The following is a 24,353-nucleotide window of genomic DNA, read 5'->3' as shown; positions in this document are numbered from 1 at the left end:
CTAATTCCTCAAGATTTGTAGAAAATCTTGAAACCATGCTATCCAAAACTATTCTGTATAGAACAAAGTGTCGTGATATTCGGCCATGGCGCGCAGCTCATCTTTATTCAAATTCAGAATAATTTTATCTGCTGCCATATTGATGGCCTTGATCACTGCAGATGCGCCAATATCTGCTGCCTTGCGTTTGATCATGCCAAGATCCAGGGTTTTATTAAAGTCGACCATAAAATGTCGGACTGTCGCTTCACCAAATTGCTTGTATAAGTTACTGAACGCTTGTTTATCGATGCTCTGACCGGCTTTAAGTTCCGCATAATGATGCTTTAAATTCGTCACCAGACTGGCATCCAGTGACTCACCAATACGGAAATGTCCTTCAGGATCTTTAAACAGACTGCGCTCAGAGAATGCAATTGACTCTCTGACCACATCGTTCGGCGCTTTACTCAATAACTGCTTCAGCAAAACCGCAACAGTCGACTTGATATAGCCAGCCAGTTTTTCCGCAGTATCACGTTTATCGCTGGCAGGAAAGCGACGCACCAGCTCGGTGAGAATCGCATCAATAATTTCATCATTAATCATCAATGCGGTTTTATCACGCAATGGGTAAAGCGGCTCACTTGAATTTTTGTTTTTTTGTGCAGTCTTAATTGTATTTAAAAGCTCTGCAGAAGGAATAAACCCAAAAAATGGCATTGTTCAACCTCAATGTTTTTATTGTCGCGCTAATCGAATAGGGCGAGGCATCCATGTTAAATCCGATACACGGCAAGGGTTGATATCCAATCCACCGCGGCGTGTATAGGTTGCGTAGACCATCAGCTTTTCCGGTTTCAGTTGTTGCCAGAGATCGGCAAACATCTGCTCCACGCATTGTTCGTGAAAACCGTTATGCTGACGATAAGAAATAATATAAGCCAAAATACTCTTATAACAAGGTTTTTTGCCCTGATAGCGTATAAATACTGTACCCCAATCCGGTTGTCCAGTGACTGGGCAGTTACTTCTTAATAAATGTGAATACAGCTGGATTTCAACTTCTTCGGTATGGTTCGCATCCAGAGCCAAAAGACTCGCATCAGGATGATTTTCCAGACGTTCCGGAATTAGTTCATCAATGCAGATGCCTTCAGGCTTGGCAACTTCCAAGTCATCAACCTGAAATAAATCTAACGTAATCTCTGCGCCAGCAGCAGCAGATAAATCTTTTTCCACCCTGGCGATAAAGTCAGCTTGAGATTCAAATTCGGCAAAATTCAAACTATTAAAGTAGAGCTTGAGTGATTTAGATTCAATCAGATTCGGCGAAGAAGCAGGCAGGCTGATCCGTCCAATTGCGACTTGGGGTACGCCGGTTGAATTTAACCAGGAAATTTCAAAAACATGCCACCAGTCGGTGCCTTGCTGAATCGCGTCGACATGCGCGTATTGTTCACGAGCAGGTGCGCGCGAAATCGGAAACAGAACATCCGGCTGATATTCTGTCGGGTAATTGGTATCTTTACCAAGGAGAGATTGTTCTACACTCATTATTCACGCATTCCTGAACCACGGGAGAGTAAATGATAGGCCACTGCATACAGTACGGCACAACATAAGGTAATCACAGTCAGTGAAATGGCGACATTGACATCGCTATGTCCTAAAATGCCATAGCGGAAGGCATTGACCATATATACGACAGGATTAATCAAGGATAAATTTTGCCAGAACGGACTTAAGCTCGATATGGCATAAAACACACCACCTAAATAAGTCAGTGGTGTTAACACAAAAGTCGGGATAATCGAGATATCATCGAAAGATTTGGCATAAACGGCATTGATAAACCCACCCAAAGAAAACAGCAGGGAAGTAATCAAGACTGTATATATAGTCACAAACCAGTTGGTGATGTATAAATCGGCAAAAAATAAGCTCACGGCACTGACAATAATCGCAACTAATATGCCACGAATCACACCACCCAATACATGACCCCATAAAATGGCATGCATCGGTACAGGACTCATAATCAGTTCTTCAATGCTTTTTTGAAATTTTGAGCTGAAGAAACTAGATGAGACGTTGGCATAGCTGTTGGTGATCACGGCCATCATAATCAGACCGGGCACAATGAACTCCATATAACTATAGCCGCCCATTTCTCCAATGCGTGAGCCGACCAGATTACCAAAGATCACGAAGTACAGGCTCATGGTGATTGCAGGTGGCAACAGGGTTTGTGGCCAGATGCGCATAAAGCGACGCACTTCTTTATAGATAATGGTATATAAAGCTACGCTGAGCTGATTAATGTTCATTGCGCAGCTCCATCCAGATTTTTCTCGACCATTTTCACAAAAAGTTCTTCCAGACGGTTGGATTTATTGCGCATACTGCGCACCTGAATATTCTGTGATTCCAGCAACTGGAACAGATCATTTATGCTATGTGCCTTGTCCATAGTGATTTCTAAGGTCATCGGATCGATCAGGTTAAATCGCACGCCGATAATATCCAGATGTAAAGGTTCAATCGGTTCGGCCAGATCAAAAATAAACGATTCTTCATTGAGCTGACTCAGGAAGCTTTTCATGGTGGTGTCTTCTTTAATCACACCGCGATCGATAATCGCAATACGGCGACACAGCATTTCCGCTTCTTCTAGATAATGCGTGGTCAGAATGATGGAGGTGCCTTTTTCATTCATCTCGTTCAAAAATTCCCACATCGAACGACGCAACTCAATATCAACGCCAGCTGTCGGTTCATCCAGAATCAGCAGTTTCGGTTCGTGCATCATGGCACGCGCAATCATCAGGCGACGTTTCATCCCGCCGGATAACATGCGGGCCTGAGTGGAACGCTTTTCCCATAAACCCAGTTTGGTCAGATAAAGCTCCGCCCGTTCCTGTGCAATTTTTTTAGGAATGCCGTAATAGCCTGCCTGAGTCACCAAAATATCGAAGGTTTTTTCAAACTGGGCAAAGTTGAATTCCTGAGGCACCACACCTAGACACTGTTTGGCCTGAGAGGGGTGGGTATCCAGATTATGACCAAAAATTTCGACTGTACCGGATGTTTTTTTTGTTAATGAACTGATAATACCGATGGTGGTAGATTTTCCTGCGCCGTTAGGACCCAGTAGCGCATAAAATTCACCTTCTGGTACATTTAAGTTAATTCCTTTCAATGCCTGAAAGCCATTGCGATAGGTCTTTGACACATCCCTTAAGATCAGTGCATCAGTCATGAATATCTCAAATGGTGAAAAGTTGAGATATTGTGAGTGATCTCGCAAAATAAGCCAAGTGATTCACATATAATTCTGTGTTGCTGTTTTGGAACATTGTATAAAGCTTAAGCATAAAAATGATGAAGTTAGAGATAGTTGCTTTACCTTATGCTTTTTTTTGTTATGATGTGCGCGATCCAAAAAAGATGCGCTCATAGCTCAACTGGATAGAGTACAGGTCTCCGAAGCCTGTGGCGTGGGTTCGAGTCCCGCTGAGCGCACCATTTATTTAAGCTATAAAACTGAAAAATAAATCAAATTAGTAACGCACACAGTTGCGGCCATCATCTTTCGCCCGATAAAGATTGTTATCGGCAATTTTCAAAACGTCTAGAATATTTTTAGAACTGTCTGGCCAAGAAGCAATCCCAATCGAAATGCTAATGTGACCTATATTCTGAATCTCTTTACCTGCAATCTCTTTTCTGAACCTTTCCGCACTTTCATACACTTCAGTGAGATTGCTGTTCGGTATAATAATGATAAATTCTTCACCACCGTAGCGGCAGCAAATATCATCTTTACGAAATTTTTGCTGCATCGTCTTGGCAATATGCTTTAAGACAACATCACCTTGATCATGACCATAATTGTCATTAATGTTTTTAAAATGATCCACATCCATCAGAAGCACTGAAAAAGGGATGTTCATTTTCATGTTGTGAGTCATGACATAATTCAACCCACGACGATTCATCAAGCCGGTTAAAGGATCTGTATTAATATGATGATCCATTTTGCTCATTTGTTGTGAAAATTTGCGAACACTGAGCAGTAGAGCTAACTTGAATTTTGTGACCTCATAGTACCAGGGTTGGATATCCTTAATTTTTGAACCGATTTCTGCCTGATTCAGTAAACTTGCCATATCTGCCAGTTGGTTCAACGGAGCCGAGATAGAATCAGACAGTCGCCATACAATATAAAAAACAAGCAGATAAAATAAAAGGAATCCTGCGGCTAATTTATAAAGGATAGAATTTGCCTGTTTAAGTAAATCATGGGTGGGTTGTTGGGAAACCACGATCCAGTTTGAAGTCGGAATATGAGAAAAACCCGCCAGATTATCAGTGCCCTGGCTATTGATTAAACGAATTTGACCATTTTTATGCGCATGCATATATTCCAGACCAGTATTATTGCTGGCCCATTGACCAATTCGTTCACGATCCGGATGGAAAATAATTTTATTTTCATTGTTAATCACATACATATAACTATTCTTATAATTTTTATAAGTGGTTAGAAGCTGATTAATTACATTTTTTTCTTTTAAATAAATCGCTGAACCGATGAAGCCCTGATAGTGATTTGACTTGTCAAAAATAGGTTGAGATATAAACACGATCATGTTTTTTTGCACAGAAAAATAGGGTGAAGATATATAAGTCGATTTTTTATGGAGAGAGTCAATAATCCCTTGAGTATGTTGTATTTTGCTTTTATCAATATTCAGAATATTCGGTGAAAAATTGATTAGTCTGCCTTGAGTATCACTGATTACGACACTGTTATAATGTTCAGACTGATATTTTAATTTATTGACCTCGGCTTCTCTCAGCTCATTGTTATTAAAGTCTTGACCTAATATCTTGGCACTATAGTCCAGTTCAAGAAGCATATTTCTAAAATGGTTGTCTGTGCTTAATGCAATTTTATGTGCATGGTCAGCATTTAAGGCAAGGGAATTGTCGATTAACTGATTTTTGACGATCTGATAGCTAATAATGAGAGAAATAATAAAAAGGCTAGACACACTAAAAATAGCCAATAAAAGTATTAACTGCCTTAAATTGAGATCAAGGTGTTTCCTAAAATTATTAGCTGACATAAAAAATTAGATATATCTCGATGTATTTATGAGCATTGTATTGCATTTATATTCAATGTTTAAGGTTGATATAAAATTAAATTTCTATTAAGTAGGAGTTTTTATTTTGATCAAATTTAGAGTTTACAGATCAATTGCATGTAAATAGGGTAGCTTTGAAAAGCTGAGTAAGGTTCTGAATATTTAACTATGCTACAAATAAAAATATGACATTTAACGTTCAGAAAATCTATTCAATAATTTTGATCCGTCCCTCTAAATGATGAAGTACTCAGACAAAAATATGGTTAATTGACCTTAATGAGGAGATTGAATTATCGCCAATTTTTGAAAATAACCTTTTAAAATTAGTCGTATAGATTCTATAACAGCAGTTTCTTTGAATATTGCGTCCTTTTTCGAAAGTATTTTTAATAAAAAATCATATCCGAGTTTAAATTTTGAAGTGCTCATTAGAGGTTATGAAGGAAAATGTTGAACCCGCTATGCAACAGGAAATCGTATGTTTAATAGGATATTTTTCTAGAAATCAATGAATTAAATAAAGACGATATGAATGCAGAAGTCTTCGGATAACAAGCCAGAAATATTCTAATCTGCTTTAAAAAAATGACAATTGAAATCTTGTATAAGTCTTCTTTTAGAAGTGTAAAAGAGTATTATCGGCTAAAAAAATACTGTTATATTCAACTCATGGTAGGTCGTAAAATCAATAAGACGCTACCGATAAGTTGGACGGATCAATGACAGTTAGTTGAGTTTGATGTTTATCACCAGACAATAAATCTAGCACTAGCCATCCAACACAGAGCTCGCAGAAATGCGAGCTTTTTTAATGTCTGCACAATTCATTAAGTTTAATATTCTTTTTCTTATAATCCATTCAGATAAAAAAGTTTACATTGCCAAATTCGCTAACATCTTGAAGATTAATCGCTTGGCTAATTATGGTATAAAAAACTGAAAATTGGATAATGAGAGAGGAAGGAAAAATGTCAAAGATGATTGATATCAAGGTGAAAGATCAATTTAGCCAAGTGACTGAAGCGAAAGCGATGCTGCGTTCCTTTGCAGAGCACAACATTCATCATGCAGCTGAGTTGGTCAAAAAAATTGAACACATCGTGGTGGATGGTGAAACCATTCTGCCGAGTATTGAGTTGTTGTTTGAAAGCCAACAATCTTCAAATATTTATCGCGTTATCGAATAATTTAATCAGTGAACTTCAGATAGGTAGAAAAAAATTGAACTTATTTATCCGAAATCACCGATTCAGCAGATAAAAAAACTCACCATTTAGGTGAGTTTTTTATACTTTGGTGTTTGCTAGCTTGGATACTACTGTATGCAGCTATAATCAGCTTCTGATTCAATATCTAAGAGAAGACAACGTGATAATGGGCTTTAATTGGCCGAAGAAATATCCCATAACAATAAAAAAGCTCGCTGGAGTGAGCAAATATTTAAATCTGTTTAAGCTGCACATTCACATCATATTTTTCAAAATCTTTTAGAATCTGCACTAAAGTTTGCTGTGCGATTGTATGCTCAGGGCTTAAAGAAATTTCCTGACGAGTCGTGCTGTCAAAACATTCAATGGCCTGGATCAGCCAATGATGCTCAATGGGACTTTTTTGAATCAACACACGGCGCGGTTGCAAGCTGTCACTGATCTGGCGGGGAAGCACATAGGTAATCGCCAGTTGCACAAATTGCAGTTCTTCAACCGGACTTAAAAAGGTGATCACCCAGTTGCCAACTTTACTCAGTTGCATGGGATTATCGAACGCATCGAATTCTAAATAATGTGACATGTACATGATCCAATCGGATGTCTATGCTCACTATATGGCGGGATTGTAATTCTTTTTCTATCACGCTTAAGTCGGATATTTCGAGCTTTAAATTTTGCTTAAATATAAATATATCAAATAACCAATTAGTTATCTTAAATAATTAAAGCTGCCTCATTGTTAAACTCGCTTATTTAAGAGTTTAAAAGACTAAGATATTCTTATTCAGGCGCTTTATTTTACTGCAATTGATCTAAAGCAAAATTAATCTGCTTCAGAATGTGATTCAATTCTTGAGGCGCAATGCGACTTTCCTGAAGTGATGTGATCCATTGCATTTGACAAAGTTTCAAACTGCGCACATCCGGTGCCTGTAAAATATGGTGAATTTGCTGCTTGGCCATCAAGCCACAATATTTTTGTAAGCTTTCCATCATCATATATTTGAGGTCTTCAAAAGACATAAGTTTAAGTTCAGGCAGCTTTTGTTCATGGCTTACATCCTTTTCAACAGATGGGATGTTCTGCAGTATTTTTATGGGCTCCATTTCGGAGTTTAAATCTTTCGTCGTAGAGGTCGCTGCTATCGAGGAATTCAACGAATGGTGAATCTCGGAGTGTGCCAAGTCAACTTTTGTATCTGCTCTTGCGTCTGCCGTTTTTTGGCTGATTGCGATATCGCCAGTTTCAGCTGGAACGATTAGATCCATGACATAAAGTTGCTCTAAGAGTTCGGCGGGAGCAAGCTGCTGCTTTAAGCCATCATTTAATAAGTTGAAATCCTGGCTGCCGATCAGAACCAGTAAGCGGCGTTGGCGTGCGGTTAGCGGGATGGAGCGATCCTGTAGCACCTCGATCCCACGTTGAGTTTTATAAAAATGCATCATGACTGAATAGATGGTTGCTTAAATTCAGCTAGAGCATAGTCTGTGAAAATTACATTAATATGAAGTATTTATTAAAATACAGAGGTTTATTTTGATAAAAACTATAATGTCGTGATCGCCGTATTTTCAAGTGCCTTACGTAAATAAGGATCTAGCTCATCTTGACGTAACAACCATTGCACATAGTCAGCAGGTAGCTCTGCAATAGCGGTGCCGCGATGTTTACCAAAATTAATCGTACGTGGAATTCGGGCATCTTCAGAAGCATCGAATAATTCCTGCATACTGTTGATTTTTAAATGATGCACAATATGCATTAAAATATTGGCCGTTAAAATAATATCCATATCGGCACGATGCGCTTTACGGATCATTTCACGCGCTCTTTCGCTGCCTTTGGTGATCATATAAATCAGGGCAGAAATATTGTGTGCTTCCGCATCTGGCCAGACCCGACGTGCTAAAGCCAGTGTACAAATCGCCTTGATTTTTGAAGTATCTACACCACATTTTTCGATGGCACGGACGTCATAATCAATATTATGGCCGATCATGTAGACGGTTTCATCAGGTAGGCGAAAGGTAGTGTAATGCGGCTGATCTTCCAGATCCGATTCCAGAATATGATGCACGGCCATGGCAGCAAAAGAAATGGCTTCGTCACATGAATAAAGCTGATCAAACAGGCGGCTTTTATCCAGACTGATTTTATGCTCTACAATTTCGACAGGCGCATAAGCAATTTCGATGGGTTGACCATTTAAAGTATGCGTTTCGGTATCAAGAATAATGGCCTGCATGTCGGAAATGTGCCTGAAAAGAGAGGAGAGTAAAATCTAACATTATTATTTTGCAACTGACAATTGAATTGCTTTATTTCTGTATTAATTGCAGGCTTTTTAACGTATGGCGACTATTTGTATAGTTCTGAAAAGGGGAAATTCTCTATTTTTAAGTTTGCTGATTTCATAATAAATATAAACTGACGCGAATTTAATAGAAAAAATAACGCATTCTTTTCTTGATATTGTTTAGATAAATTGGGAAATTACATGTAGTTTTATCGTTTGTTAAAGATAAAACCAGAAAAACTCATTAGAGATGATAATAAATAAGATAAGGATAAGATCGATGAAACGTCAAGTATTGACCTGTGCTCTTCTCACATTAAGTGTAGCCTTAACTGCTTGTAACGATGATAGTGATAATGATCGTTTTTACGAGTCCAAACCTGCTGTTCCAGTAAATAATATCGATAATCCAGTCGTGGCAACACCTGTAGCCTATACTCAAACGGATTTCTCCGGGATCGCTGACGAAAGTGTGATCATGACTTATAAGATGTTAGGAATTAATGGTAAGGAAACACAAGCTACTGCATTAGTTTTCACACCCGAGGGAACGCCTCCAGCTACAGGCTGGCCAATTGTGGCATGGGCACATGGAACTACCGGTGTAGCTGATCAGTGTGCGCCGAGTCGAAAAGCGCTGAATGATTATATTAAAGCCATGATTGGCGGGTTTCTCCAAGCTGGCTATATTGTAGTGGCACCTGACTATGAAGGTTTAGGAGAGCCAAGTGGAAAAGAACTTCATCCTTTCTTGAATCTGAAAAGTGAAGCTTATTCTATTACTGATGCAGTTGTGGCTGCACGAAATTATTTAGGTTCACAAGCGTCCAATCAATGGGTTGCAGTAGGGCATTCTCAAGGTGGCCAGGCAGCTTTAGGTGCTGCGCAATATGCAGCACGTGCTTCTAAGATGACCTATAAAGGTACGGTAGCTTTAGCACCGGCTTCAAATTTCAATCTGATTTTGACAGGAGGTGAACAACAGGCGGGACAAGAAACAAATCTGGATAAAAAAATTGGAACTTTAGCATCTTTAGATACCTTTACTGCATTGATTGTTGCCGGTTTGCGTAACCCGAACCCAAATTTGCAATATAGTCAGATTTTTAAAACACCAACCGACGAAATCGCGAAAAATGCAGAAACTGATTGCTATGATGTATTAGGCCAGAAATTTGGTACTGCAATGTATGCTTATGCACAATCAAATAATAACTCAGTAAATAATTATCCTCGTACTCAAACTAATTTTATGAATATTCCAGTCGTAAAGAGCTTCTTGGAAAAAGATTCTCAGCCTTTACTTGTTAAAGTTTCTACGCCAGTGATTATTTATCAGGGTTCAGCAGATAGTACCGTTCCGAAAGCAGCAACAGATGTTTTGGTTGCACTCGCCAATCAGAAACAAACTTCAGTACGTTATATTACGGATGAGTCAAATGTGACTAAATGGGATCATGGTAGTGTCTATGCACTGAATATTCCTAATATTATTTCAGATGTAAAATCTCTAATGCCAATTCAATAACTTATTTTTATCTGAATGGCTCATGTTTTTTTAGATATGAGCCATTTTTATTGCAAACTGAATAAAGTTCATGATCGAAAATTTAAAACTTCATGCTACAATACGCGCCAATCTTAGCACGGCTTAAAAGCCCTAAATCAATAGGACCTCGCTAATGTTTGCCAATATCTCTATCGCTGAATTTGATCCAGAATTAGCTCAAGCAATCTCGAATGAAGATGCTCGTCAAGAAGCTCATATTGAGCTAATCGCTTCTGAAAACTACTGCTCACCAGCAGTTATGGAAGCTCAAGGTTCAAAACTTACTAACAAATATGCGGAAGGCTACCCAGGTAAACGCTACTATGGCGGTTGCGAGTATGTAGACGTTATCGAACAATTGGCGATTGACCGTGCTAAAGAACTCTTTGGTGCTGATTATGCTAACGTTCAGCCACATGCTGGTTCACAAGCAAACTCAGCAGTTTACTTAGCGCTTCTGAACCCGGGCGATACAGTTCTGGGTATGAGCCTTGCTCACGGTGGTCACTTGACTCACGGTGCAAAAGTAAGCTTCTCTGGTAAAACATATAATGCGATTCAGTACGGTTTAAACCCTGAAACTGGCGAGATCGATTACGAAGAAGTTGAGCGTTTGGCGCTTGAGCACAAGCCACGCATGATCGTTGCTGGTTTCTCTGCATACAGCCAAATCGTTGACTGGCAGCGTTTCCGTGACATCGCGGACAAAGTTGGCGCTTACCTATTTGTTGATATGGCTCACGTTGCAGGTCTGGTTGCCGCTGGCGTTTACCCAAGCCCGGTGCAAATCGCTGACGTTACTACGACTACGACTCACAAAACACTTCGTGGTCCACGTTCAGGTCTGATCCTTGCGAAAGCAAACGAAGAAATCGAGAAGAAACTTCAATCGGCTGTATTCCCCGGCAACCAGGGTGGTCCTTTGGTTCACGCGATTGCTGCGAAAGCAATCTGCTTCAAAGAAGCAATGGCACCTGAATACAAAGCTTATCAGCAACAAGTAGTTGTGAATGCGAAAGCAATGGCTGAAGTATTAATCGCTCGTGGTTATGACGTAGTTTCTGGTGGTACTGAAAACCACTTGTTCTTGTTGTCTTTAATCAAACAAGACATCACAGGTAAAGAAGCTGACGCTTGGTTAGGTGCTGCTCACATTACTGTGAACAAAAACTCTGTACCAAACGATCCACGCTCTCCGTTCGTCACTTCAGGTATCCGTATCGGTACACCTGCAGTAACAACTCGCGGTTTTGGCGAAGCTGAAGTGCGTGAACTTGCAGGCTGGATCGCTGACATCCTAGATGCTAAAGGCGATGAAGCTGTTATCAACGCGGTGAAAGAGAAAGTTGCAGCGGTATGTGCTAAATTCCCAGTTTATGCATAATCGCTTATAAACGGAAAGGAGCTCCCAACCGGGAGCTTTTTTTATAGCTGTAAAAATAACGATGTAAAAGATGTTTAGACTTGATCGGGCTTATATAGATCAATTTCCATGCCGTAAGAGATTGAGTCATCAATAAAATCATATTGAGTTTTTCTCAATCTGGCTTAAAGTCTTTTATCAACTATTTGTATTTTTAAATGCTTTAAAAGAATGAATGCATTCGTTGCATGCTTTGCTTGAAATTATTTACAGGAATTATTTTCAGAACCTGACACTTTAAAAATAATAGGTTATTGAGCTGAAGATCATGGTAGATGAAGCGCTTGAGTGAATCCCATGTTACTGTAAGGTGGTGCTGATATAAGCGCCGTGAATGACATCATTCTTTTTATTTAAACGTTATATGGATCGGTATCATTTGAATATGGGTAAATCCTGTATTTAAAAATGCTGCTGGCGGTTGATTGATTAATTTTTCATTTATGCATTAAACAAGGTAATAAGGATGACTAAACCCAACATTATTTTATCTGAGCAAGATTTACATCGTCTGGAAACGATGCTGGAGAATCAGAGCAAGCTGAGCGAAACCATGATCCGCTTAGAGGATGAATTGGCACGTGCCGAAGTGGTCGAGCCGCAAGCGATCGCAAGCAATATCGTGACCATGCATTCCCGTGTGTTGTTGACCATTGCACCTTCTACGGAAGCTGTTGAGGTGACACTAGTTTACCCACACGAATTTAAAGGTGAAAAGGGGCAGGTCAATGTCATCGCACCGATAGGTGCAGCCATTTTGGGCTTAGCAGAAGGTCAAACCATTGAATGGCCACAACCGGATGGTAATACCATGAAAGTGACCATTGAAAAAGTGCTGTTTCAGCCGGAGAGCGAAGGGGATTATCTTTAAGCCAGCGTTGGATCATCCTTGAAAGCCATAGCAATATGGCTTTTTTTGTATATGGATTTTAAGTAAAACCTGATGTTGTAAGCATTTAGATCAGATTGAATACATTTTAAAGTTCTAAATGCTTAAAGTTAAATAATTCTCAAAATGCAATGTAGTCATTTATCTCTGCAATTGAATCGTATTGCCAAAATCATAATTAAAATAAAGATAAAACATGGATTTAGTTAAAGTGATGTAACGAATTTCTGGATAAATATACACAACGCGGTCTGTTTTTTTGCTACATTCGAAGATGTTCTAGACTTCTTTGTTTCACTTTTTTAAAGGATATCGCCTCAACCATGTCGCGCTTTGAAGCTCTACCTGCCTTGACTGACATGATGCTTGATCGTGAGGAAATTCTGGCGATTAAGCGTAATGAGCTTGTGCCTGTACTGGATAATCAATATGGGCTGAATCATTATGCAGATGCTCTGATTCAGGCACAGTCCGTTCTACTGAATGGTGTAGATCCGCACTTGACCCAACAGTTAAGCCAGACCATTGAGCAATTGATTCATGCCTTGGCAGAATCTAAAAAATATCTGAAAAAACGTAAATTTAATGCTCTACAGAAATGGCTGGGCATCGATCTGGATTATGGCTCAAGTCAGGTGGAATATTATCAACGGCTGGACCGTTTGCTGGATCAGGCCGATCACTTAAGCCGTAAATTGCAGATTGAAATTCAGAAATCGCAGTCACGTTTTCAGCAGCTTTTGGGGTTGCGCGAACAGATGGCCAAGCACATTGTCGCAGCAGACGAGTTTCTGTCTGAATATCCGCTATTCGTCAAAAACCAGCATCCCTTGGATAATTTTTCAGAACGCCTCTCCAAGAAAATTAATACCTTACGTACCTTGCAAAGCAGTAATGACATCGCCATTACCCAGATGCAGCTTTCGCAGCAGCTTTCCTTTAGCCTGCTGGATCGCTTTAAGGAAGCACAGCAGGTCTTGATTCCGGCCTGGCAATATCATGTCAAACAAAGCCAGACGAAACACTCGACAAGTGATCTGGAAAAACTTGATAATAGCCGTGAGAGTCTGATTAAAACGTTAAAAAAATCCCTCGAGAAACCCTCGAAAACATAACAATATAAGGTGAACTATGACCAAGTCTGATTTAGTAAATTTACCTGTTGAAAGCTCGAATGAACTGGTCGAACAAAAATTCCAGCAAATGGACCTGAAAGAACTGGGCTTACAGCCTGCTGACTTTCAGGAGGTGCTGGCTGCACGTAAAGAGTTGCAGAACATGAGTCATAACAGCGTGGCTGAATATGGCAAAAATATTGCGACCAAAACTTCGACCTATACCGATGAATTACTGAATCTGGTGCAAAATAGAGATCTGGATGCGACAGGACAGAAGCTGAATCAGGTGGTACAGGTGGCTCAGCAGCTGAATACCAGCAGTATTCTCAATAAAAAGAAAAGTTCGGGTTTTTTTGGCAATATCATTAGCAAATTCAAAGGTGCGAAAGATAACTTTGATGCGCATTTCAATACCACTAAAGAGCAGCTAGATGTACTGGTGAAAGAGATTGAAACCTCGCAATCCGGTTTGAAAGCACGTGTTGATACCCTGGATAAAATGTTTGACGGGGTACAGGATGAATATAAACAGCTCGGGGTACATATCGCCGCAGGCCGTTTACGCGAACAGGAGCTGCAGCAGGAAATTTCCACTTTAACCGCCTTGCCGCAAGATCAGAGCACCACCCAGAAAATTTATGACCTGAACCATCTGGCCAATAATCTGGAAAAACGTGTCAGTGATTTACAGGTATTGCAGCAATCTGCCATGCAGACCTTGCCAATGATCCGGATTATCCAGTCGAATAACCTGATGCTGGTCGACAAGTTCTATGCGATCAAAAACATTACTTTACCGGCGTGGAAAAACCAGATCAGTCTCGCAATTTCATTGAGCGAACAGAAGAACAGTGTACAGCTGGCCAATACCATTGATGATGCCACCAATGAGCTGCTTCGCCGTAATGCTGACCTATTACATCAGAACTCGGTCGATACCGCTAAAGCCAACCAGCGTTCAGTGATTGACATCGAAACACTTGAACATGTGCAAAACACCCTCATTAAAACTGTAAATGATGTGATTCAGATCCAGAAAGAAGGTGTACAAAAACGCACAGAAGCAACCGTGCGTTTGAAAGCTTTGCAGGATAATCTGAATCATTTGGTGATTGAATCAAGTACCAGTGGATCCAAGCCCAACTAAATCAGGTGGGGCCAAAATCTGAAAGAAGGAGTAGAGATTGCCGCCCTTAGATGAATACGCCGTTAAGCCTCAGGACATCAAACAGGGGGTAGTTGCACTCAAGAAACGTCAACGCAATTTGATGCTATTGGGTTTGACCACCTCTACCGTATTTATAGCCTCACTGATCAGCCTATTTTTCCAGCAGGAACTGGTCTATGGTTTTTTTGGCCTAAGTACCCAAGTACAGCAATTGCATTTGCCGGTCAGTGTAGATGCCACACTGGCCAGCATTGGTGATAGTCCAGATTATTTTTTTAGTTTGCTGAGCTGGTTTGGCTGGCTGATTATTAAAATTTTTGCCTCTTTCATCGGTGCATTTTTTGTGATTGGCTTACTGAAAAAGTTGCGTTTCTTTTATGTGCGCTTTCAGTCTTTTGTGCTGAAATTTGTCGCCTGGCTGATTGCTTTTATCGTAATTTGGTCAGGCTTAACTTACTGGCAGCATGATCTGCGCAATGATCGGGATGATGCTTATCAGCAAGTGGTGTATTACGATAGTAATATCAATGATAGTGAAATCGCCCGTTACCTGGCCGATTCAAAGATTGCTGCACCAGTAAAGTCTTATTTATTGGCGCAAACGGCATTGCTGCATAAGCCGCAAGATTTATCTGCCGCAAAACCCTATGTTTTAAAATTGGTTGAGGCAGAAAAACAGGATCCTAAATTTGAACAATATGGTTTCAAGCCTGAACAAATCTGGACCATGCAGCAACAAGTCTATGGTCAAGCGATGACAACGGTCGCTAAGAGTGTAAATACGCAGGTGCAACAGGCGGATCAGTTGAGCCAGATCACGAATCTGGTCATTATTGGTGTCGCTATTTTATCGGCGCTACTCAGCTTAATCTTGTTTTTCTTGGCCAACTCAATCAAGGGTCGATCACTCCGTATCGAACAGCGGATTCATTAATTTCCCAAAATGCTCCTGAATAGGGAGCATTTTTTGATGAAATTTCAACGCTATTTTTAAGACAACCTATTTAACTTGCTTAACACAGCTCAAAAATTTAAATAAGGCAGAAAAAAACTAGGATTAGCTTAACGATCTAAAATATCGATCAATAAAATAAAAACAAACTGTTTTACCTATTTATTCAATTCATTTAATATCCTGTTATCAAGTAAACATTTACTCCTTTGGAGACGTTAGCAATGTTAGACCAAAATACTTCAGCTCAACTTAAAACCCTATTAGAACGCCTGGAAGGCCCAATTGAACTGGTCGCCACTCTGGATAGTTCTGACAAATCAGCCAAAATCCAGGAACTGGTTGCCGAAGTGGCTGCACTGTCTGACCTGGTCACTGCACGCTTTGACGGGACCAATGCACGTGCGCCAAGTTTCGGGATTGCCAAGGCCGGTGAAGAGCCACGGGTGTTCTTTGCAGGCTTGCCAATGGGTCATGAGTTTACTTCCCTGATTCTGGCATTGCTGCAAACTTCAGGTTATGCACCGAAAGTCTCTGATGAAGTGCTGGCGAATATCAAGAGCCTGGGTGTTCAATCTAACTTTGACGTGTTCGTATCATTAAGTTGCCATAACTGTCCGGATGTGGTTCAGGCACTCAACCTGATTGCGATCTATAACCCGGGCACTACAGCGACCATGATTGATGGTGCTTTCTTCCAGGAAGAAGTGGAAGAACGCAAGATCATGGCGGTGCCGATGGTATTCCAGGACAACCAGCATATTGGTCAGGGTCGTATGACACTGGAAGAAATTATCGCCAAGCTGGATAGCAATGCCGCTGCCAAAGATGCTGAAAAGCTGAATGCCAAAGACGCCTTTGATGTCCTGGTGATCGGTGGTGGCCCTGCAGGCAATACTTCTGCGATCTATGCAGCGCGTAAAGGCATTAAGACCGGGATCGTGGCGGAGCGCATGGGCGGTCAGGTCATGGATACCATGGACATTGAAAACTTTACGTCTGTACAGAAGACCCAAGGTCCTAAATTTGCAGCCGAGATGGAAGCCCATGTGCGTGAATATGGTGTCGACATCATGAACCTGCAACGTGTATCTGACATCAAAGGTGCTGATGAAACGGCCAATGGTCTGGTGGAAGTGACTTTAGAGAATGGTGCCAAACTGGAATCGAAAACCGTGATTCTGTCGACCGGCGCACGTTGGAGAGAAATGAATGTACCGGGTGAACAGGAATATAAAACCCGTGGTGTAGCCTACTGTCCGCACTGTGATGGCCCACTGTTCAAAGGCAAGCGTGTAGCCGTGATTGGTGGCGGTAACTCGGGTGTCGAAGCCGCGATTGACCTGGCAGGAATTGTGGAGCATGTCACGCTGGTCGAGTTTGATACCAAACTACGTGCGGATCAGGTTCTGCAAGACAAACTGAATAGCTTGCCGAACACCACCGTGATCAAGAATGCCTTGTCGACTGAAGTGCTGGGTGATGGTTCACAGGTAACTGGTCTGAAATACAAAGACCGTGCCACGGATGAAGAGCACACAGTTGAACTTGCAGGGATCTTCGTGCAGATCGGTTTGTTGCCAAATACGGACTTCCTGAAAGAAACCCCAGTTGAATTAACTAACCGTGGCGAGATTGTGATTAACGATCGCAATGAAACCAATGTCAAAGGTGTGTTTGCGGCAGGTGACTGTACCACCGTGCCGTACAAGCAGATCATCATTGCCACCGGTGAAGGTGCCAAGGCATCACTGTCTGCTTTTGATTACATCATCCGTTCAGGACAATAAAAAAATAGCACCTGGGTTCCCCAAAACCGAGGTGCTATATCTTATAAATACATTATTATCGCTTTATAGGAACTCAGGACGCTAACACCCGAGTTCCTTTTTTTATATTTATTATTGGAACAGCCAAAAGTGTCCCCACGCACTTTCAGCTGTTCCTTTCCTCTGCACAGTTTTTGTTTTCAACCCTTATTTTTATACTTTCCCCAAGGTTGTTTTTATATAAAGCAATGTTTATTCCATCGCTTCATTTTTAAGATTTAAATAAGTTCAAACCCTTAAATTTTTCCAGTAATTGTTCTTGTGTTTCCCGATACTCCGGATGTGGAACAATGCATTCAATCGGACAGACATCTACACAGGTCTGATGCTCATAAAAACCGACGCATTCTGTACAACGGTTCACATCAATTTCATAAACTTTCGCACCCTCATAAATCGCGTCATTTGGGCATTCCGGTAAACACATATCGCAATTGATGCATTTGTCGGTAATGAGCAGTGCCATATTTAACTCGCTTGATAAGCCAGTGAAGATGCCGAAATATCCATAGTCGAGCTTGGCAGATTACGAATCAGCAGGGCATATTGCATATCAACATCTGCCGGAACTGGAATCTCAACGATATGACCTGAACCTTTGGCGTCTTCGATCAGATTACCTTTTTTGTCTTTCATTTCGGTTAAATTGAAAGTGATATTGCCTTTAGTCGTCATCAGTTCGAGTGAGTCACCGACGATAAAACGGTTTTTCACATCGATCTTGATGTAATCTCCATTGCGCTCCAGTACTTCACCGCAGAAAATTTGATGATCAAAACTGGAAGAACCATGTTCATAATTCTGATATTCACTATGCACATGGCGGCGTAGAAAACCTTCGGTATAACCACGATTCGCTAAGCCTTCCAATTGTGTCATCAGTGACGGATCAAAAGGTTTACCAGCCAACGCATCATCAATTGCTTTACGGTAAATTTGAGCAGTACGGGCACAATAGAAATAAGACTTGGTACGGCCTTCGATTTTCAGTGAATGCACACCTACTTTAGTTAAGCGCTCTACATGCTGAACAGCACGCAGATCTTTGGAATTCATGAAATAAGTGCCATGTTCATCTTCTTCTGCGGCAAACATGTCTTCTTCGTTGCGCTGTAACAGCACTGGCTCATCAAACTGATGTTGTTCTTGCATGTGTTGTTCGTCGGCATCTTTGGAGCAGCAGCCTGAATCCAGATTTTTCACTGGAATCACATCACCGGTTTCATCTTCCTTAGCATCCAGCACTTTATATTCCCAGCGGCAGGCATTGGTGCAGGCACCCTGATTGGCATCACGTTTGTTCATATAGCCTGACAGCATGCAACGGCCAGAATAGGCCATGCACAGTGCACCATGAACAAAGACTTCAATCTCCATATCGGGCACTTGCTGTTTGATTTCTGCAATTTCTTCAATCGACAGTTCACGTGACAGAATCACGCGGGTCAGGCCCATATTTTTCCAGAATTTCACGGTTGCCCAGTTCACGGCATTGGCCTGAACAGACAAGTGAATATCCATCTCTGGAAAATGTTCACGCACCAGCATGATCAGACCTGGATCGGACATGATCAACGCATCTGGCTGCATCGCCACTACAGGCGCTAAATCACGAATAAAATTTTTCAGCTTGGAGTTATGCGGCTGGATATTGACCACCACATAGAACTTTTTGCCGAGTTCATGTGCTTCTTTAATGCCAATGGCGAGATTGTCATGGTCAAATTCATTATTCCGAACCCGCAAGCTATAACGCGGCTGACCGGCATAGACTGCATCTGCACCATAAGCAAAGGCATAGCGCATATTTTTCAGTGAGCCAGCAGGTGAGAGAAGTTCGGTAACAGTGGTAATGCTCATGATCAAATCGAAAGACATATAAAAAGTACGGCTTTATTCTAATCATCTGGAATTTGGATTCAACCTAGTAAATCACTCGGAAATACGCGATTTGGATGTAAAACAAGGTTCTTTTTTAAGTAGGGAATCCTCCATAAAATATCTTCAATATTCAGTCATTTTCAGGATTTTCAAGCGTTTTTAAAATCTGGCAATGATCAATAGTGGTTGGGGTGTTGCAACTTTCTCTCAGTGTGATCAGTTGCCGTTCAAATATTTGTAATTCTTTAATTTTATTTGAAATATCCGAAAGATGCTGATCAATCAATTGGTTGACGGCACAGCACTCCTGCTCCGGATTTTGTTCAAGTTGAATCAGGGTTTCAATCTCTTTTAATGACATGTCCAAGGCACGGCAACGCTTGATAAAAAGCAGTCTTTTTAATGCGTCTTCACCATAATAACGATACTGATTACTTGCTCGAAAATTCGGCTGAATAAAGCCTTTTTTCTCATAAAAACGTAGGGTATCAGTGCTTAGACCAGTTTTTTTAGCCATTTCTGAAATCAAATAAACTGACATATCGCCCTCCTGCTTGACCTTGGAGTTAGTCCATAGTTTCTAATCAATTTATCGTATTTTAGATAAAAAATCATCGGGGGAATGATATGGCCTGTAGTTGTAGTCCTGAACCGGCACCTATCAAGCCCAACAGCAAATTTAGAACAGCGCTATGGATTGCCTTGCTGGTGAACTTCACTTTATTTGTAGTGGAGCTGATCGGTGGTGCATATGCACATTCATCGGCCTTGTGGGCAGACGCGCTAGATTTCTTTGGAGATGCAGTAAATTATGGGATTTCACTGGCTGTATTAGGGGCAAGCCTGTATTGGCGCGCAACAGTTGCCCTGATTAAAGGCTTGACCATGGCTGTATTTGGCTTGGTGGTGATTGGAAAAGTCATCTACGCTTTTATACAAGGTATACCGCCTGAAGCGCTAACTATGGGTCTGATTGGTGTTCTGGCCTTAGTCGCGAATGTATTTACAGCCGCCATTCTTTATGCTTTTCGTGAGGGTGACTCCAATATGCGGTCGGTCTGGCTCTGTAGTCGCAATGATGCTATCGGGAATGCTGCCGTGATTTTGGCAGCCGTAGGTGTATTTGGTACAGGCAGTCTTTGGCCGGATATTATTGTGGCTGTAATTATCGCTACACTCGGCATCACATCAGGTTATCAAGTGATTAAGCAGTCTCTGGAAGAAAGATCACTTAAACATAAATCCAGCTAATTTTTATATTTAAAGCTGTCCTGCAGGGCAGCTTTTTATTTATTTCCATTTTTATAATATTTGAAAAATAAAGCTTTACAAATAAACAAATTAAATTAGAATCTCTGGCGAAATTCAGAAAATATACATAAATTTTAATAATTTAGTTTTTTGCATCGTGCGAGGGTTAATGTGAATTTAATTAAAATTTTTTCAATATTGGCAATATCGGGGCTAGCCGCTTGTAGTTCCAAAGTCGTGACTTATGATGCAACAGGAAAAATCATCGGTTCATGTATGGCGACGCGTGGCCTACTTTCGACCGCAAGTGCACATTGTAGTGGTTCAGGCGATGCCTTAGGTGTGAATTACAATACGCCAGATGCGAATACAGGCCTGTTACCAACGCCACCAAGCCAAAATCAGATTAATTTAAAACCGTAAATAATAAAGGGGAATATCATGAAATTATCAGCACTTATTGCACTTGTAGCGACTGTTGTATTGACGGGCTGTGCATCGTCAGTAACTACATTTGACTCTCATGGCCGTATGATTGGTTCATGTAAAGCGCAAACGGGTTTCATCATTGCAGGTGGCGCAGGCTGTTCAGGTTCTGCAAACCAGGAAGGTCGCGATCGTTAATTATTTGGTGATTATTCCAATAAAAAACCGGACTTTTAAGTCCGGTTTTTTATTTTAGAAAATCTTATTTTTCAACGAATGCACGTTCAATCACGTAATCGCCTAAAACGCCCATTTTCGGAGATTCTTTCAGACCGTGTTGATCAAGAAGCGCAGCAACGTCATCTAGGAATGCAGGGCTACCGCATAACATGGCACGGTCAGTTTCCGGGTTGAAACGTGGCAGACCGATTTTTTCAAACAGTTCACCGGTTTCAATCGCGGTGGTTACACGACCTTGGTTTGGATATTCTTCACGGGTGACGGTTGGGTAATATACCAATTTTTCTTTCGCGCCGAGTTCAGAGAAGAATTCATGATTTGGCACTTCATTCAGGATCAAATCTTGATAAGCCAGTTCTGAAATGAAACGGGTACCGTGAACTACGATGATTTTTTCAAAACGCTCATAAGTTTCAGGATCGCGAATAGTCGACAGGAACGGTGCAAGACCAGTACCAGAAGAAAGAAGGTAAAGATTTTTACCTGGGTTCAAGTCATCAAGTACCAATGTACCTGTCGGCTTTTTAGAAACCAAAATGTCATCACCGACTTTGACTTTCTGTAAAATCGAAGTCAGTGGACCATCAGGCACTTTAATTGAGAAAAACTCTAACTCTTCTTCGTAGTTGGCGCTTGCAATTGAATATGCGCGCATTAACGGCTTGCCATTGACTTCAAGGCCGATCATTACAAACTGACCGTTTTTAAAACGCAAAGCAGTGTCACGAGTCGTTTTAAAAGAGAATAAAGTATCATTCCAGTGGTGGACGTGAGTAATCTTTTCGACGTTAAAAGCAGCCATTAAAGGTCTCAATAAATTATCAAATTAGAACAGCTTGCTATTCTAATCTAAATTCATTCTCGATAAACTGAATATATTTAATTGAGCTTATCAAAAAAAGTGATGATGACTGAACTGACGCTGCCGATTATTGGTTATATGCGTTCTCCCTATAAAGAAAAATTTGGTATTCCTCGTCAGCCGAATCTGGTTCAGGTCGAAAGCTATATTGAAATGGTCGGGCCCTATAATGACCTGCTCGCCTTTGAGGGAATTGAAGAATTCAGTCATTTGTGGCTGGTCTGGCAATTTCATGACAATAAAAACCAGCACAACAGCCAGTTTCGTCCACAAGTGCGTCCGCCGCGTTTGGGTGGTAACAAGAAAATAGGCGTGTTTGCTACGCGCAGCATGTATCGTCCATCACCGATTGGTTTATCTGTGGTCAAACTCAAAGAAGTGAGAAAAGTGGGCAAACATGTTCGAGTGTATGTGACAGGGAGTGACTTGCTCGATGGCACGCCAATTATGGATATCAAACCTTATATTCAATATTCGGATGCTATCATCGAAGCACAAAGCGGTTATGCACAGGATGAACCACCACGTAAAACCGTCATTTGGAGCGATGAAGCGGAGCAGCAAAAGCAACAATTACCAGGAAATGGAAAAATTTCTGTGCAGACTATTCAGGAACTGGAAGCTGTCTTATCTTTAGATCCAAGACCTGCATATCAGGAAGATGAAGAACGGGTATATGGGATGAAGTTTGCAAATGTTGATATCCATTTCAAAATTCATGCTCAGCAAGTGCTAATTGTTGCTATCCAGCATATTCCTTCCTAGATTATAGGTTCCACCACAATAAGCCGATCAACGCCGCCATATGCAAAATCTGCACAGGCGCAAAATAAAGGACAAATTTCCAGCCACCGGTCAAAGCGGCATTGGCTGACTTGGCCAGGGCATGAGCACCCAGACCTAAAAGCAGGGCATAAATCAAACGTAGATTGGAGGGATCACCTTGAACGACGACACTGGCCATCGCGGCATGAATCTCGAATAAAGAGGCGAGCAAGGTCCCGGCCAGTAAGCCGGCATCCCCGAGCCAGACCTCCAGTCCGTAAACTCCAGCCTGAATCAATGTTAATGTGACTGCAATAATCACGGCTTCTTTTAAGCTGAACATCTGGCTGTCTGACGATTCCATGCTCGGCGCAGGTTTTGCCTTGCGCAATAATAAAAATGCACAGGCTGCCAGAAGGATTACGGCAACTAAAGAGGGCAAGAGCAGGATTTTAAGCCAGCTCCAGGATACGCCCCCGACCACAATCAATAGCAACACAATAGTCGAGATACAGGACATCAGCGCGGCACCGGCATTCGATCGTGCATCCATTTCACCTTTACGGACCTGTAAGCCCAACTGAGCGATGGTCGCCGTACTGGAAACAAAACCGGAAGCGATGGAGGACAGCATCAGGGCATTTTTAGTCGAGAAAAAGCGTTTCGCAATATGCGCCAAAGCTTGTACCACTAAAATTAAGGTCAGTAATTTTAAAATAAGATAAGGGTTAAGCACTTCGCCCCAAAAAGGCCGGTCAGGGGTCAGCGGCAGACCAATCAAAATCAAGGCCAGTAATAACAGTCCATCCCTGAACTCGGCTTCTTTAATCCATTTCCCGGCAATATTGTGCATGGTATGTTTGGCCATCAAAATACCGGTTAAGAGCACGGAAAGACCGGCTGCCAGAGGAATATTCCACAAACACATGGCGCCAACAAAATAGGTCATCACAAATGCAAGCTCTGTGGTAATGCCCGGATCATCTGGTTGATTTTTGATAGATAAAATGACCATACCACCCACGATCAAAGCACCTATTACAGCAATCACGATTCCAAACAGGAAACACAGTGCGCCCAATAAAGCACAGATCGCAAAGGAACGTAAGCCGGCAAAACTTGGTTGCTGTTCGCGTTGCTTATGCCGTTCCCGCTCCAGACCAATTAGCAGGCCGCAGCCCAATGCCGAGGTGAGTATCGTGAGCAGTTCATGAAAAGAATGCGCATGCAGGGGAACCGCAGTCAAATCCATCTGTGACCTCAGCAAGCTAAGAGTTGATTATTTAAAAATATATGCGACGAGATAGAGTTTGCATAGATCAAAAATGTTGCGGTAGTAATCAAATCCATTATT

At 41.3% G+C, this 24,353-nt stretch carries 25 protein-coding genes and 1 tRNA gene; 13 read left to right on the top strand and 13 right to left on the bottom strand.

All coding sequences use genetic code 11. From position 1 onward, the window contains the following. Positions 1-48: 48 nt before the first annotated feature. The 4 genes from FTV08_RS00240 to FTV08_RS00225 are packed head-to-tail and all read right to left on the bottom strand — an operon-like array spanning position 49 to position 3,241. Positions 49-702: a hypothetical protein gene (locus FTV08_RS00240; RefSeq protein WP_180086179.1), complete on the bottom strand. Its 654-nt coding sequence runs from the start codon at positions 700-702 to the stop codon at positions 49-51. An 18-nt stretch (positions 703-720) separates the two neighbouring features. Then, entirely contained in the window at positions 721-1,536 is an 816-nt protein-coding gene (gene queF / locus FTV08_RS00235; RefSeq protein ID WP_180086177.1) for an NADPH-dependent 7-cyano-7-deazaguanine reductase QueF, read from the bottom strand. Next, a complete protein-coding gene (locus FTV08_RS00230; RefSeq protein WP_004279041.1) occupies positions 1,536-2,309 on the bottom strand; it encodes an ABC transporter permease in 774 nt (257 codons plus the stop codon). Before FTV08_RS00230 ends, queF begins: the two co-directional genes overlap by 1 nt. Next, positions 2,306-3,241, bottom strand: a complete 936-nt coding sequence (locus tag FTV08_RS00225; protein WP_180086175.1) for an ABC transporter ATP-binding protein — start codon at positions 3,239-3,241, stop codon at positions 2,306-2,308. The genes FTV08_RS00230 and FTV08_RS00225 overlap by 4 nt, the downstream gene beginning before the upstream one ends. Before the next feature lie 190 nt (positions 3,242-3,431). Between FTV08_RS00225 and FTV08_RS00220 the strand changes: the two genes are divergently transcribed. Continuing rightward, a tRNA-Arg gene (locus FTV08_RS00220) sits at positions 3,432-3,507 on the top strand. Between the two features lie 35 nt (positions 3,508-3,542). Here FTV08_RS00220 and FTV08_RS00215 read toward each other — a convergent pair. Beyond that, positions 3,543-5,114 (bottom strand): sensor domain-containing diguanylate cyclase, encoded by a 1,572-nt coding sequence (locus tag FTV08_RS00215; protein ID WP_180086173.1) that lies wholly within the window; start codon positions 5,112-5,114, stop codon positions 3,543-3,545. 992 nt (positions 5,115-6,106) lie between these two features. Here FTV08_RS00215 and FTV08_RS00210 point away from each other — a divergent pair. Further along, positions 6,107-6,325: a hypothetical protein gene (locus FTV08_RS00210; RefSeq protein ID WP_004645598.1), complete on the top strand. Its 219-nt coding sequence runs from the start codon at positions 6,107-6,109 to the stop codon at positions 6,323-6,325. A 253-nt stretch (positions 6,326-6,578) separates the two neighbouring features. Here the strand turns inward: FTV08_RS00210 and FTV08_RS00205 are convergent, their stop codons facing one another. The 3 genes from FTV08_RS00205 to FTV08_RS00195 all read right to left on the bottom strand — a co-directional run bounded on the left by FTV08_RS00205 (position 6,579) and on the right by FTV08_RS00195 (position 8,595). Next, a complete protein-coding gene (locus FTV08_RS00205) occupies positions 6,579-6,929 on the bottom strand; it encodes a hypothetical protein (protein ID WP_164543105.1) in 351 nt (116 codons plus the stop codon). Between the two features lie 218 nt (positions 6,930-7,147). Then, on the bottom strand, positions 7,148-7,795 hold the full coding sequence (locus FTV08_RS00200; protein WP_180086170.1) for a hypothetical protein: 648 nt from the start codon (positions 7,793-7,795) through the stop codon (positions 7,148-7,150). A 101-nt stretch (positions 7,796-7,896) separates the two neighbouring features. Then, positions 7,897-8,595 carry a DUF3820 family protein gene (locus FTV08_RS00195; protein WP_180086168.1) on the bottom strand — a complete coding sequence of 233 codons (699 nt, stop codon included), beginning with the start codon at positions 8,593-8,595 and terminating at the stop codon, positions 7,897-7,899. Between the two features lie 331 nt (positions 8,596-8,926). On the opposite strand from FTV08_RS00195, the gene FTV08_RS00190 reads away from it, so the two are divergent. The 7 genes from FTV08_RS00190 to ahpF all read left to right on the top strand — a co-directional run bounded on the left by FTV08_RS00190 (position 8,927) and on the right by ahpF (position 17,535). Beyond that, positions 8,927-10,174, top strand: coding sequence for an alpha/beta fold hydrolase (locus tag FTV08_RS00190; protein WP_180086166.1), 1,248 nt, complete (start codon positions 8,927-8,929; stop codon positions 10,172-10,174). Between the two features lie 154 nt (positions 10,175-10,328). Next, positions 10,329-11,579: a serine hydroxymethyltransferase gene (gene glyA, locus FTV08_RS00185; RefSeq protein ID WP_005103619.1), complete on the top strand. Its 1,251-nt coding sequence runs from the start codon at positions 10,329-10,331 to the stop codon at positions 11,577-11,579. Positions 11,580-12,084: 505 nt separating this feature from the next. After that, positions 12,085-12,489 carry a nucleoside diphosphate kinase regulator gene (gene rnk, locus FTV08_RS00180; protein ID WP_004279022.1) on the top strand — a complete coding sequence of 135 codons (405 nt, stop codon included), beginning with the start codon at positions 12,085-12,087 and terminating at the stop codon, positions 12,487-12,489. 341 nt (positions 12,490-12,830) lie between these two features. After that, entirely contained in the window at positions 12,831-13,622 is a 792-nt protein-coding gene (locus FTV08_RS00175; RefSeq protein ID WP_004645592.1) for a hypothetical protein, read from the top strand. A 16-nt stretch (positions 13,623-13,638) separates the two neighbouring features. After that, complete coding sequence (locus FTV08_RS00170; protein WP_005106475.1) at positions 13,639-14,772, top strand: toxic anion resistance protein; 1,134 nt, start codon at positions 13,639-13,641, stop codon at positions 14,770-14,772. 37 nt (positions 14,773-14,809) lie between these two features. Beyond that, complete coding sequence (locus FTV08_RS00165; protein ID WP_180086164.1) at positions 14,810-15,727, top strand: hypothetical protein; 918 nt, start codon at positions 14,810-14,812, stop codon at positions 15,725-15,727. Positions 15,728-15,969: 242 nt separating this feature from the next. Continuing rightward, positions 15,970-17,535, top strand: coding sequence for an alkyl hydroperoxide reductase subunit F (gene ahpF, locus FTV08_RS00160; RefSeq protein ID WP_180086162.1), 1,566 nt, complete (start codon positions 15,970-15,972; stop codon positions 17,533-17,535). A gap of 250 nt (positions 17,536-17,785) precedes the next feature. Here the strand turns inward: ahpF and FTV08_RS00155 are convergent, their stop codons facing one another. From FTV08_RS00155 to FTV08_RS00145, 3 genes are all read right to left on the bottom strand, one after another. Beyond that, positions 17,786-18,040 (bottom strand): YfhL family 4Fe-4S dicluster ferredoxin, encoded by a 255-nt coding sequence (locus FTV08_RS00155; protein ID WP_004645588.1) that lies wholly within the window; start codon positions 18,038-18,040, stop codon positions 17,786-17,788. Positions 18,041-18,042: 2 nt separating this feature from the next. Next, entirely contained in the window at positions 18,043-19,452 is a 1,410-nt protein-coding gene (gene yegQ, locus FTV08_RS00150; protein WP_180086160.1) for a tRNA 5-hydroxyuridine modification protein YegQ, read from the bottom strand. A gap of 133 nt (positions 19,453-19,585) precedes the next feature. Continuing rightward, entirely contained in the window at positions 19,586-19,996 is a 411-nt protein-coding gene (locus FTV08_RS00145; RefSeq protein ID WP_005247458.1) for a Cd(II)/Pb(II)-responsive transcriptional regulator, read from the bottom strand. Between the two features lie 86 nt (positions 19,997-20,082). Between FTV08_RS00145 and FTV08_RS00140 the strand changes: the two genes are divergently transcribed. The 3 genes from FTV08_RS00140 (at position 20,083) to FTV08_RS00130 (ending at position 21,330) form a co-directional block, all read left to right on the top strand. After that, a complete protein-coding gene (locus FTV08_RS00140; RefSeq protein WP_180086158.1) occupies positions 20,083-20,706 on the top strand; it encodes a cation transporter in 624 nt (207 codons plus the stop codon). A gap of 171 nt (positions 20,707-20,877) precedes the next feature. Next, positions 20,878-21,129: a hypothetical protein gene (locus FTV08_RS00135; RefSeq protein ID WP_004279009.1), complete on the top strand. Its 252-nt coding sequence runs from the start codon at positions 20,878-20,880 to the stop codon at positions 21,127-21,129. A gap of 18 nt (positions 21,130-21,147) precedes the next feature. Beyond that, complete coding sequence (locus tag FTV08_RS00130; protein ID WP_004279008.1) at positions 21,148-21,330, top strand: hypothetical protein; 183 nt, start codon at positions 21,148-21,150, stop codon at positions 21,328-21,330. Between the two features lie 64 nt (positions 21,331-21,394). On the opposite strand, the gene FTV08_RS00125 is transcribed toward FTV08_RS00130, so the two are convergent. Next, positions 21,395-22,174 carry a ferredoxin--NADP reductase gene (locus FTV08_RS00125; RefSeq protein WP_004279005.1) on the bottom strand — a complete coding sequence of 260 codons (780 nt, stop codon included), beginning with the start codon at positions 22,172-22,174 and terminating at the stop codon, positions 21,395-21,397. A 105-nt stretch (positions 22,175-22,279) separates the two neighbouring features. Between FTV08_RS00125 and tsaA the strand changes: the two genes are divergently transcribed. Continuing rightward, positions 22,280-22,999 carry a tRNA (N6-threonylcarbamoyladenosine(37)-N6)-methyltransferase TrmO gene (gene tsaA, locus FTV08_RS00120; RefSeq protein WP_180086490.1) on the top strand — a complete coding sequence of 240 codons (720 nt, stop codon included), beginning with the start codon at positions 22,280-22,282 and terminating at the stop codon, positions 22,997-22,999. A gap of 1 nt (position 23,000) precedes the next feature. Here tsaA and FTV08_RS00115 read toward each other — a convergent pair whose 3' ends face one another. Continuing rightward, the gene (locus FTV08_RS00115; RefSeq protein WP_180086156.1) at positions 23,001-24,251 is read right to left on the bottom strand and encodes an MgtC/SapB family protein; all 1,251 of its coding nucleotides are present in this window, start codon (positions 24,249-24,251) and stop codon (positions 23,001-23,003) included. Between the last annotated feature and the right edge of the window lie 102 nt (positions 24,252-24,353).

Source organism: Acinetobacter sp. YH12226 (assembly GCF_013417805.1).
Lineage (GTDB): Bacteria > Pseudomonadota > Gammaproteobacteria > Pseudomonadales > Moraxellaceae > Acinetobacter.
This window is presented reverse-complemented; position numbering and strand designations above follow the sequence as displayed.